Source organism: Flavobacterium plurextorum (assembly GCF_024638035.1).
In the GTDB taxonomy this organism is placed as follows: domain Bacteria; phylum Bacteroidota; class Bacteroidia; order Flavobacteriales; family Flavobacteriaceae; genus Flavobacterium; species Flavobacterium plurextorum.
This window is the reverse complement of record NZ_CP100442.1, coordinates 1,003,808-1,015,781: the sequence shown is the minus strand read 5'-3', so window position 1 is coordinate 1,015,781 and position 11,974 is coordinate 1,003,808. Positions and strand designations below refer to the sequence as shown.

The window sequence follows — 11,974 nt, the reverse complement described above, 5'->3', positions numbered from 1 at the left end:
TCTAAATTACTTTAGAGGTTTTTGAGGCATCGTCCGGATTCGAACCGGAGTAGGAGCTTTTGCAGAGCCCAGCCTAGCCGCTCGGCCACGACGCCATTACTTGAACGGATGGCAAAAGTAACTAAAATCTTTAAATTTCAAAAGTTTAATGTAAACTATTTTAAAAAATTAGATTTTATACAGAAAGAACTACTTTCTTTTTTCAGTCATTTTAATGGTAACTGTTTCAACATCACCGCCAATAGGAGGATTTACTTTTGAAACCCAAACAGTCGTTTTTTCTACAGATTCAATTTCTGCCAATACACGAATTATGATTCTTTTAGCCACATGTTCTAATAAATGAGAACGAATTGCCATTTCTTCAGCAACAATTTTATTCAAATGAACATAATCAACCGTATCAGTAAGATGATCGCTTTGTGCTGATTGCTGTAAATTTGCCTTAATTTTTAGATCAACAATATAATCTGATCCTATTTTTCCTTCTTCAATTAAACATCCGTGGTAAGAAAAAGTACGGATATTTTTCAGTTTTATAACTCCCATTTTTTTATTGTTTCACGTTTAAAGTTTCAGGTTTTGCGCCACTTAAATAACTTTAAACCTGAAACCTGAAACCTTTTTTTTATCTTTGCTAAAATTAGTATAAAATAATGGCATCAGAAGAGAAATCACTCAATTTTATTGAACAAATCATAGAGGAAGATTTAAAATCAGGTCTTTCACAAAGTAAACTTCATTTTCGTTTTCCACCAGAACCAAACGGTTATTTACACATTGGTCATGCAAGTTCTATTGCATTAAATTTTGGTTTAGGAATTGATTATCAGTCTCCTGTAAATTTACGTTTTGACGATACGAACCCTGAAAAAGAAGAACAGGAATTTGTTGATGCTATAAAAAAAGATGTGGAATGGCTGGGTTACAAATGGGCTGAGGAACGTTATGCTTCTGATTACTTTCAACAATTATACGATTGGGCAGTTTCATTAATTAAAAAAGATAAAGCCTATGTTGATAGTCAGTCTTCTGAAGATATGGCAATTCAAAAAGGAACTCCATCTACTGTTGGAACTGATAGTCCATACAGAAATCGTTCTGTTGAAGAAAACTTAGATTTATTCGAGAGAATGAAAAACGGTGAATTTGAGGCTGGTACACATATTCTTCGTGCTAAAATTGACATGAAATCGACTAATATGTTGATGCGTGATCCTATTATGTACAGAATTTTACATAAACATCATCATAGAACTGGTGACGCCTGGAAAATTTATCCAATGTATGATTGGGCACACGGACAAAGTGATTATTTAGAAGAAATCTCACATTCATTTTGTACTCTTGAATTTTTGCCTCACCGTGAATTATACGATTGGTTTTTAGATCAAATTTTAGATGAAAATAAATTACGTCCAAAGCAAAGAGAATTTGCAAGACGTAACTTATCACATACTGTCGTTAGTAAAAGAAAATTACAGCAACTAGTTAAAGAAAAGCATGTTAACGGTTGGGATGATCCTAGAATGTCTACTATTTCTGGATTAAGAAGAAGAGGTTATACAGCTGTATCATTACGTAATTTTGCTAATACAATTGGTATTGCAAAGCGTGATAATTTAATAAATGTATCGGTTTTAGAATTCTGTATTCGTGAAGATTTGAATAAAATTGCACCTCGTGTAATGGCAGTTTTAGATCCGGTAAAAGTGGTAATTACAAATTATCCTGAAGGAAAAGAAGAGTTGTTAGAAGCTGAAAATAATCAGGAAGATGAGAATGCAGGATTTAGAAAAGTACCTTTTTCTCGTGAATTATACATTGAAAGAGAAGACTTTTTAGAAGAAGCTCCAGCTAAATATTTCCGTTTGACTTTAGGAAAAGAAGTACGTCTTAAAAATGCGTATATTATTAAAGGAGAATCTGTTATAAAAGATTCTGAAGGTAATATTACAGAAATTCATGTTACTTATGATACTGATTCTTTAAGCGGAAGCGGAACAGAAGCAAGTCAAAGAAAAGTGTCTGGAACGCTGCATTGGGTTTCTATTCCTCATGCGGTTGAAGCTGAAGTTCGTTTGTACGATCGTTTGTTTACAGATGAAGCTCCAGACAGTTATAAAGAGAAAAATTTCTTAGATTTTGTGAATCCAAATTCATTAGAAATTGTAACTGGATTTGTTGAACCAAGTTTAGCAACAGCTAAAAATGAAGACAAATTTCAGTTTCAACGTTTAGGATATTTTACTGTTGATAAAGATTCAACTACTTCAAAATTAGTGTTTAACAAGACTGTTGGATTGAAAGATGCTTGGGAAGAAAAAGGTAAAAAAGAAGAAAATAGTATCAATAATTCTTTAAAAGATATTAATAAATATTTTAAAGTTGAGACTAAACCAGAACGTATCGCAATTGAAACAGCAATAGGGGAGAACATCAAAAATGTTTCTAGTTTTTCACTTTTGCAAAATTCTTTAAAAAAGAATATTAACAATAATAAAGCTTCGTTGTTGTTTTCTCAGTTTATTTTGAAATATTCAAATTGGAAATCTTCGGATTTTGAAGAAGAGGATATTAAAAAATTATACACAATGTCTTTAAGAAGTGAATCGACTTATGTTAGATCGAAAGCACTTTTAAATTTAAGAGATTTAGAAAATGAAAGTTTAAAAAATCAGTTTGAAGAGGAAATTTTAAAATTATATTCAAATCCTCCAAAAAATGCATCGGAAAGAGAAATTGAAATTCTTGCCGAGATGATAAAAAAATAATATAATTATAATCTATTGAAAAGCGCTTTTTATAAGCGCTTTTTTTATTATTAATTTTTTCTATTAATAATTAATATTTTATAATTTTTATAGATTAAAAATGACTTTCGTAGATTAATTTTAAGCGATTTTTTAAATTCTTCCATGTCAATTATCCTATTTTTAAAAACAGTAAAACAGAAGTCTTTATTTTAATTTTTGATTTTATTTTATGTTTTTTTACGTCTTTTTGACTAGAAATTGTTTTTGAAATTAGAGTTTACCTTTTTTGAGGAAAATTATAGATTGTTTTTTTAGTTTCGTCAGTTTCTAAATTGCTGTTTTTATAATATCAGTTTTAATTATGCTATTTTTATTTTTAAATGATTTTAATTATTATTTATTTTATTTATTGTTTTTATAATTTTAATAGATAGATTTAAGTAAAAATGACCTTCATAAATTAATTTTAAGCGCCGTTTTTACTTCTTTAATATCAATAATTAACTTTTGTTTTTTTGTTGTTTTATGATCTTTATTTTAATTTTTAGCCTAATTTTTCTTAGTTTAACGGGTTGTTAACATACAATTGTTTATAAAGTTGCTATTTTTATAAAAAGCTCAAGTATGAAATTTTAGAATTTCAAAAATTGACGTTTTAAGAATCGAATTGGAGTTTTTCTAAAATTTAAAAATTTTCATTTTTAGTTTTAGAGTTAATTCTAAACCTGAATTTTAAAAATTGATTTTATGGTCAGTTTATAGTTGTAATTTGTTTTTGATAATACGTTTACGATGTAAGTATTTTTTTGAAGGCATTTATAATTTGTAAATTTCATGAAGTTAGTTTTACACGTATCGAAATTTTGATTTTCATTTTGAACTAAGAATTTTTAATCCTTAAATTTTAAATGTTATGAAAAATTTATTTTTTACATTATCGGCAGTTTTATTTGCAAACATTGCAATTTCGCAAACACATCAAATTACAAAACACAATGGTGAACAACTTGATGTGAATTTTATTAAAAACGAAAATGGTTTAATTTATTATTCCTTGAACGGAAGTTCTGAAGAAGTTAAAATTAGTAAGTATGCTGTTTCTAAATTAACCAATAAACAAACAAATCAAACACAAAAAATATCTGATAAAATCATAGTAGATTCAAAAGATGATTATAAAATGGTAACTGTTCTGCCTCAAGAAAAGACAATAGGACTGAAAGAAGTGGCTTCATTTACAGGTGTTTCGACAAGGACAAAAGGTGAACCGCCAATTGCTAATAAGAATCAAACAGCTATGAGAATCAAAAGTAAGTCAGCTTCAAATGGCTATCCGTTTGTAAGTATTGTTGAGAAAGGAAATGGCAAATATGAAGCAGTAGCTTACGCGTATTAATTTTAGTGTTAAATTTTAGTAAATATCATTTGTTCAATTATTTATATTTTAAAAAAAGAGTACCTTTATTAATCACTTAAATTTTATTATTATGTCAAAGAACTTAAATACTGTAGCAGCTATTTTAGCAGGCGCAGCTGCTGGTGCAGCAATTGGGATATTATTTGCTCCGGATAAAGGATCAAAAACACGCGCAAAATTAAAAGAAGGTTTAGACGATGCCAGGCATAATTTAAAAGATTCACTTTCAGCTAGTTCTGAGGTATTGCGCGAAAAGTTTGCTCATGCAAAAGGTAATCTTGACGGAACATATGATGAGTTACTTTCGAATATGAGTTATAAAACAGAGGAAGTAATTACTTTTTTAGAATCTAAACTTGCTGATTTAAAAGCGCATAACGCGAAACTTCAGAAATAATATTTAAGGAGCACAAAGTTCACTTGGATTTTTATAATTGTATTTTGGTTTATTTTACTTAATTTTAAGTAATAACAAAATACAGTTTTTTCAAAGTGTATTTTGTGCTTCTTTTTTTAATTAAAACTACAATTATGGCTTTTGAAGAATTAAAGGAAAATACAGAAAAAATTCAGGATCAGGCTAAAGTTTATATTGATAGTCATTTAGCATATTATAAACTCTGGGGTTTTAAAGTTGCAATGAAATCAACAACTTTAATTTTTAAGTTTACATTGATTTTATTGTGTTTTAGTATGGTTTTACTTTTTGGATCTTTTGCTGCAGCTTATGCTTTTGGTGCTTTATTCGGAAGTATTGCATTGGGATTTTTAGCAGTAGGAGGGATCTATTTGGTATTTACAGTTTTACTTTTCTTTATAAAAGATAAGTTTGTGGAAGGACCAATTTTAGAGAAATTTTCAGAAATCTTTTTTAATGAATAAGTTATGGAAACAAAAAAGTACTCTTCATACGCTGAAATCGACAGAGATTTAGAAATTTTAAAATTAGAAAAAGATATTAATTATCAAAAGTTAGTTTTAAATGTTCAAAAAACAAAAGAAAGTATAACACCGCAAAATATTGTAAACGGTTTTATTTCATCATACACAGATTATTTTTCAAATTCTTACACCAAGATACTTCAATCTGTTTTACCGTATGTAATAGGTTGGTTTATAAATAGAAAAAGAGGCAATTAAGCCTCTTTTTTCTTTTAGTTATTTATTTAACTTCAGGTTGAATGTCATCTTCGTAACCAGATTGCGGTTGAATTGGTTTTGGTTTTTCAATCTTTTTATTGTTTTTCTTCATCATTTCACCAACCTGGTTTGATGCTGTGAATGATGCAACCATATTATTCAACATATCACTTCCTGCTTGTGGTGAATTTGGAAGTAATATTAAGTTTGAATTTGCATCAGCTCCAATTGCTTGTAATGTATCATAATGCTGTGTAACAACAATTAAAGCAGAAGCTTCTTGTGAGTTAATTCCAACATTGTTTAATACTTCAACACTTTCTACCAATCCTCTAGCAATTTCACGACGTTGATCTGCAATACCTTGACCTTGTAAACGTTTACTTTCAGCTTCGGCTTTTGCTTTTGCAACAATTCTAATTCTTGAACTTTCAGCTTCAAATTCAGCAGCAGTTTTTTCTCTATCAGCAGCGTTGATTCTGTTCATTGCATTTTTTACCTGAATATCTGGATCAATATCTGTAACCAATGTATTGATGATATCGTATCCGTAAGTAGTCATCGCTTCGTTTAATTCTCTTTTTACTGCAATTGCGATATCGTCTTTTCTTTCAAAAACATCATCTAATTTTAGTTTAGGAACTTCAGCACGAACAACATCAAATACGTAAGCAGTAATCTGATCGTGAGGATATTCTAGTTTATAAAAGGCATCATATACTTTATCTTGAATTACTTTAAACTGAACCGAAACTTTCATTTTAATAAAAACGTTGTCTTTGGTTTTAGTTTCAATAATAACATCTAACTGTTGGATTTTAAGATTTACACGTCCGGCTAATCTATCAACAACTGGAATTTTTAATTGCAATCCCGAATTTCTCACGCTGTGGAATTTTCCAAATCTCTCTATAACAACTGAACTTTGTTGTTTTACAGTAAAGAAAGACGACATGAAAATGAAGAATGCCAATACTAATAAGATAATAAATGCTGTACTCATGGTTTTTAATTTATGTTTATGATTTTGGGAATTTACGAAAATTCTTCTAAAATATAGTTTTTAAGCACTAAAAAAACGCTAAGAACATTTGTTAGATGTTTCTTAGCGTTTCTATTTTGAATTGAAAATTTATTATAATTTTTCGATCGCTTTCTGAATTCTTGAAATAGTTTCTTCTTTTCCAATGATTTCAACAATGTCGAATAGGTGAGGACCTTTAAGAGCTCCAACCAAACTTAATCGGAAAGGCTGCATAACTTTACCCATTCCAATTTCGTTTTTAGTTAACCAATCTTTCACGATTGTTTCAATATTTACGGAACTAAAATCTTCAATATTTTCTAAAACTGAAATCAATTCCTGCATTAAAGCTGGAGTTTCTTCCTTCCAGTTTTTGCTTGCTTTTTCATCATAAGATGTTGGAGCCTGGAAAAAGAAATCAGTTAAATCCCAAAAATCTGAAACAAAGTTTGCTCTTTCTTTGATAAGTGATACAATGCGAGTTGTCACTTCGAGCGGAGTCGAGAAACCTTTTTCTTCTAAAATAGGAGAGAAGCTTTTCGCTAAATCAGCGTCATTTTGTTTGATTAAGTATTGATGATTGAACCATTTATTTTTCTCTGGATCAAATTTTGCTCCTGCTTTGTGAACTCTATTCAAATCAAAAGCTTCAACTAATTCTTCTAAAGAATATAATTCTTTGTCCGTTCCATCATTCCAACCTAACAAAGCAAGGAAGTTTACAACAGTTTCTGGGAAGAATCCTTTCTCTCTATATCCAGATGAAATACCTTCTTCAGTTTTCCACTCAAGTGGAAAAACAGGAAATCCTAGTTTATCACCATCTCTTTTAGATAATTTTCCGTTTCCAACAGGTTTTAAAATCAGTGGTAAATGTGCAAATTCTGGAGCATCCCAACCAAAAGCTCTGTATAATAACACGTGAAGCGGCATCGATGGAAGCCATTCTTCTCCACGAATTACATGTGAGGTTTCCATCAAATGATCATCAACAATATTAGCTAGATGATAGGTTGGCATTCCGTCACTTTTAAAAAGAACTTTATCATCAAGTAAACTCGTTTCAAATTTCACATCACCACGAATAATATCTTTTAAATGTAAAGTTTCATCAACCGGAGTTTTAAAACGAATTACAAAGTGTTCTCCATTTGCAATTCTTTTAGCAGTTTCGTCAGCTGAAATTACTAATGATGTGTCTAACTTTTCGCGGTTCGTATGATTGTAAATGAATGTTTTTCCTTCAGCTTCTTGTTCTTTTCTCAAAGCATCAAGAGATTCTGGAGTATCAAAAGCATAGTATGCCCAATCTGAATTGATCAATTGGTCAGCATATTTTTGGTATAAATCTTTACGATCACTTTGTCTGTACGGACCAAATTTTTCATTTTTACCAACAGTTTCTTCCGGAGAAATTCCTAACCATTCCAAAGCTTCCATTATATAAGCTTCTGCACCTGGAACAAAACGAGTTTGATCTGTATCTTCAATTCTCAGATAAAAAACACCGTTATGTTTTTTTGCAAATAAATAATTAAATAGGGCAGTACGTACTCCGCCAATATGTAATGGTCCAGTTGGACTTGGTGCAAAACGCACACGAACTTGCTTTGACATTTGTTTAAATTTTGTTGCAAAGATACGATTCTAATTAGAGAATTAGAAAATGAGTTTAATTAGATAATGTATTGTTTGTAGCTTAATTGACTAATTTTCTCATGGATCATTTTCTAATTAAAATTAGTACTTTTATGGGTTATAAATAAAATAGATTCACATTGAAAACATCATCTGCAATATATCAGAAGTTAGAAGGATTTATAAAGAAATATTATATGAATGAATTGATAAAAGGAGCACTTCTTTTTATTGGCTTCGGTTTATTGTATTTTCTTTTTACCCTTTTTGTTGAGTATTTTCTTTGGTTAAAACCTACAGGAAGAACACTTTTGTTTTGGGTATTTATTGGAGTAGAAGTTTTTCTATTGTTTCGATTTATTTTATTTCCAATTTTTAAACTTTTTAAACTTCAAAAAGGAATTGATTATAATCAGGCTTCAGCTATTATTGGGAATCATTTTACTGAAGTTAGTGATAAACTGACAAACTTTTTGCAACTCTCTTCAAGTGAAAATTCAGCTGAAAGTTCAGAATTAATGTTAGCTTCGATTGAGCAAAAAGCAAATTCATTGCAGCCAATTCCGTTTGGAAATGCAATCAATTTTAAATCAAATAAAAAGTATTTACCACTAGCTTTAATTCCAGTTTTGCTGTTTGCAGTCTTTTTTGTTTCCGGAAACAGCAATATAATTTCGCAGAGTTTTAATAGAGTAGTACATTTTAATGCTTCGTTTTTGCCGCCAGCTCCTTTTAAATTTGTGGTTTTAAACAGTAATCTTCAAACAGAACAAAATAAAGATTTTGTTGTAAAAGTTGAAACTGAAGGTAATATTGTTCCTGAAAATGTAATGATTCATATTGGGAATGAAAGCTATTTTATGGAATCTTCTCAAACAGGAAAGTTTGAGTTTAAGATTGAAAAACCAACAACTGATGTTCAGTTTTCTTTGGAAGGAAATTCAGTTTCATCAAATGAATATGAATTAAAAGTTATTACAGTTCCATCAATTGCGAACTTCGAAATGATTTTGAATTTTCCATCTTACTTGAAAAAGAAATCTGAAATAATTCAAGGTACTGGAAATGCTATTGTACCTGAAGGAACCGTTGTAACTTGGAGAATGAAAACTCAATCTACTCAAGAAGTAGTGTGGAAGGATGAAAGCTCAACTTTTAAGTTTAATAAGGCTGAAAATGAGTTTAAATTGGCTAAGAATATTAGTCAAAACACAGATTATCAAATTCTTACTTCAAATAATAAGGTTAAAAACTATGAAAAGTTAGATTATCAGTTGTCAGTTATCAAAGATCAGTTTCCAACGATCGCTGTTTCGCCTGCTCCTGATAGTTTAAAGCTGGATAAAAGTTATGTTTTAGGAAGATTGGGTGATGATTATGGATTATCAAAACTGCAGGTTGTTTATTATGAACATGGAAAACCTAACACTGCCAAACGTGGAACTATTCCTGTAAAACAAGGAGTATTCGATCAGTTTGTTTTTAATTTTCCAAGTAATCTTGCGGTTGAAGAAGGAGTATCTTACGAATACTATTTTGAGATTTTTGATAATGATGCACTGCATGGATTTAAGAGCACAAAGTCATCTACGTTTTCTGATCGTGTTTCTACAGTTGATGAAATTCACGATGCCGAATTGCAACAGCAAAATGCTAATATTAATAGTTTATCTAAGTCATTGAAGAATCAGCAAAAGCAGTTTTCTGAAATGGATAAACTGAAAAATACAGGCAAAGAAAAGGATAATTTAGAGTTTAAAGATCAGCAAAAGATCAACGATTTTATCAAACGTCAGAAGCAGCAGGATGAGTTGATGAAGCAATTTGCTGAAAAGATGAATAAAAATTTAGATAAGTTTCAATCTGAAAAGAAAGATAAAACTGCCGATGATTTACAAAAACGTTTAGACAATGCAGAGAAAGATTTAGAAAAGAATCAGAAATTAATGGATGAATTGAAGAATCTAAATGATAAATTAAACAGTGAAGAGTTGTTTGATAAGATGGAAAAATTCAAACAAATAAGCAAGAATCAATCTCGTAATTTAGAACAATTAGTCGAATTAACAAAGCGTTTTTATGTAGAAAAGAAAGCAGAGCAGGTTGCTGAAAAGTTGAATAAATTAGCAGAAAAGCAAGAGCAACTTTCAAATAGTAAAGAAAACAACAAAGAGAAACAAGATGAAATTAATAAGTCTTTTGATAAAATTCAAGAAGATTTAAAAGATTTGAAGCAGGAAAATAACTCATTAAAATCTCCTTTAGATATTCCTAAAGACGCATCGAAAGAAAAAGAAGTAGAGAACGATTTGAATAAAGCTTCGGAAGAACTTGGTAAAAAGAATACAGAATCTGCTAAGCCAAAGCAAAAGAATGCTTCTAAGAAAATGAAATCTATGGCAGAGCAAATGCAATCTAATATGGAAGCAGGTGAACAAGAACAATTGCAAGAAGATGTCGCAATGCTTCGTCAGATTCTTGATAATCTTTTAGCATTTTCATTGTCTCAAGAGGACGTTATGAAACAGTTTAAATCTATGAAATTAGGTTCTTCGGCATATACAAAGAACATAAAAATACAGCAAAATTTAAAGCAGCAGTTTAGACATATTGATGATAGTTTGTTTGCATTATCACTTAGAAATCCAAAAGTTGCTGAAGATGTTACAAAGGAAATTGGCAATGTGCAGTATAATATGGATAAAGCAATTGAAACTTTAACAGATGTTCAGATTCCGAAAGGAGTTTCTCATCAGCAATACTCAGTTTCTTCTGCAAACAAGCTGGCTGATTTTTTGAGTGATCTATTAAATAATATGCAAATGTCTATGTCTAAACCTGGAGCTGGAAAACCAAAACCAGGAGATGGTCAAGGTATGCAGCTGCCAGATATTATTCAAAAACAGAAAGGTCTCGCCGAGAAAATGAAGGACGGAATGAAGCAGGGAAGTAAACCAGGCAATAGTCAACAAGGTGATAATGGGGAAGGAAAAGAGGGAGAAGAAAAACAAAATCAAAGTAAAGAAGGACAAGGAAAGACTGGGCAAGGAAAAACAGGTGATGGTAAAAGTGGTCAAGGAAACAATAAAGGAGAAAAAGAAAGTAATGATAATGACGGTGAAGGTGATGCTGAAAAGATAATGGAAATATACAAAGAGCAAGTTAAACTTCGTGAAGCATTGCAAAAAGAATTAGCAAAACAAGGTTTAGATATGCAAGGTAAATCAGTTATTGATCAGATGAAAGCATCGGAAAAACAGATTTTAAATAAAGGTTTTAAAAATGAAAATCTGCAGCGTATTTTAAATATTCAACAAGAATTGCTAAAATTAAACAATGCAGTTCAGGAACAAGGGCAAGACACAAAGCGACAATCTGAAACAAATAAAGCTGAGTTTTCTAATCGTTCAAATGCTTTACCAAGTTCGTTGACGGATTATTTAAACAGTGTAGAGATATTAAACAGACAATCACTACCTTTGCGCTCGAATTTTAATCAAAAGGTTCAAGAATATTTTAATACAAAATGATCAATTTTAATTACGAAACAGAATTTATTTTAGACAACGAACAAGCCTTTTCTGATTGGTTAAGTGCTGTAATAGTTTCTGAAAATAAAAACGAAGGAGAAATAAATTATATTTTTTGTGATGATGATTATCTTCATAAAATCAATGTAGAGTATTTAGATCACGACACACTAACTGATATTATTAGTTTTGATTATACAGTTGGCAACGAATTAAACGGAGATATATTTGTTTCTGTTGAAAGAGTAGAAGATAACGCGAAAGATTTTAATGTTTCTTTTGAGGAAGAACTGAAGCGTGTACTTGCTCACGGTATATTACATTACTGTGGATATAAAGACAAAAGCGATGCTGAAGCAGAACTTATGCGCTCTAAAGAAGATGAGAAAATCGCGATGTTTTACATGGAACAGTAAAAATCTTGTTTCAAGTTTTTATTGTTTCTCTCGAGTCTTCGAGATTAAGTTTT

General features: G+C 30.3%; 10 protein-coding genes and 1 tRNA gene. 7 read left to right on the top strand and 4 right to left on the bottom strand.

Features of this window, described 5'->3' with window-relative positions; all coding sequences use genetic code 11:
* Nucleotides 1-24 precede the first annotated feature (24 nt).
* Both NLG42_RS04685 and folB read right to left on the bottom strand, forming a co-directional pair.
* Nucleotides 25-95 (bottom strand) — tRNA-Cys (locus NLG42_RS04685).
* Between the two features lie 94 nt (nucleotides 96-189).
* Entirely contained in the window at nucleotides 190-549 is a 360-nt protein-coding gene (folB, locus tag NLG42_RS04680; protein ID WP_257683123.1) for a dihydroneopterin aldolase, read from the bottom strand.
* 107 nt (nucleotides 550-656) lie between these two features.
* Between folB and NLG42_RS04675 the strand changes: the two genes are divergently transcribed.
* The 5 genes from NLG42_RS04675 (at nucleotide 657) to NLG42_RS04655 (ending at nucleotide 5,313) form a co-directional block, all read left to right on the top strand.
* Nucleotides 657-2,774, top strand: coding sequence for a glutamine--tRNA ligase/YqeY domain fusion protein (locus NLG42_RS04675; protein ID WP_257683122.1), 2,118 nt, complete (start codon nucleotides 657-659; stop codon nucleotides 2,772-2,774).
* An 895-nt stretch (nucleotides 2,775-3,669) separates the two neighbouring features.
* Complete coding sequence (locus tag NLG42_RS04670) at nucleotides 3,670-4,152, top strand: hypothetical protein (protein ID WP_089059836.1); 483 nt, start codon at nucleotides 3,670-3,672, stop codon at nucleotides 4,150-4,152.
* A 91-nt stretch (nucleotides 4,153-4,243) separates the two neighbouring features.
* Nucleotides 4,244-4,570 (top strand): YtxH domain-containing protein, encoded by a 327-nt coding sequence (locus NLG42_RS04665; RefSeq protein WP_099717854.1) that lies wholly within the window; start codon nucleotides 4,244-4,246, stop codon nucleotides 4,568-4,570.
* A 134-nt stretch (nucleotides 4,571-4,704) separates the two neighbouring features.
* Nucleotides 4,705-5,055, top strand: a complete 351-nt coding sequence (locus NLG42_RS04660; RefSeq protein ID WP_089059838.1) for a competence protein — start codon at nucleotides 4,705-4,707, stop codon at nucleotides 5,053-5,055.
* Nucleotides 5,056-5,058: 3 nt separating this feature from the next.
* Nucleotides 5,059-5,313, top strand: coding sequence for a DUF6327 family protein (locus NLG42_RS04655; RefSeq protein ID WP_099717856.1), 255 nt, complete (start codon nucleotides 5,059-5,061; stop codon nucleotides 5,311-5,313).
* Between the two features lie 22 nt (nucleotides 5,314-5,335).
* Here the strand turns inward: NLG42_RS04655 and NLG42_RS04650 are convergent, their stop codons facing one another.
* Together NLG42_RS04650 and gltX are read right to left on the bottom strand one after the other, a co-directional pair.
* Entirely contained in the window at nucleotides 5,336-6,316 is a 981-nt protein-coding gene (locus NLG42_RS04650; RefSeq protein ID WP_089059887.1) for an SPFH domain-containing protein, read from the bottom strand.
* Between the two features lie 132 nt (nucleotides 6,317-6,448).
* Nucleotides 6,449-7,954, bottom strand: coding sequence for a glutamate--tRNA ligase (gltX, locus tag NLG42_RS04645; RefSeq protein WP_257683121.1), 1,506 nt, complete (start codon nucleotides 7,952-7,954; stop codon nucleotides 6,449-6,451).
* 161 nt (nucleotides 7,955-8,115) lie between these two features.
* On the opposite strand from gltX, the gene NLG42_RS04640 reads away from it, so the two are divergent.
* Both NLG42_RS04640 and ybeY read left to right on the top strand, forming a co-directional pair.
* Nucleotides 8,116-11,505 (top strand): DUF4175 family protein, encoded by a 3,390-nt coding sequence (locus tag NLG42_RS04640; protein WP_257683120.1) that lies wholly within the window; start codon nucleotides 8,116-8,118, stop codon nucleotides 11,503-11,505.
* The gene (gene ybeY, locus NLG42_RS04635) at nucleotides 11,502-11,921 is read left to right on the top strand and encodes an rRNA maturation RNase YbeY (RefSeq protein WP_257683119.1); all 420 of its coding nucleotides are present in this window, start codon (nucleotides 11,502-11,504) and stop codon (nucleotides 11,919-11,921) included. Before NLG42_RS04640 ends, ybeY begins: the two co-directional genes overlap by 4 nt.
* The last annotated feature ends 53 nt before the right edge of the window (nucleotides 11,922-11,974 follow it).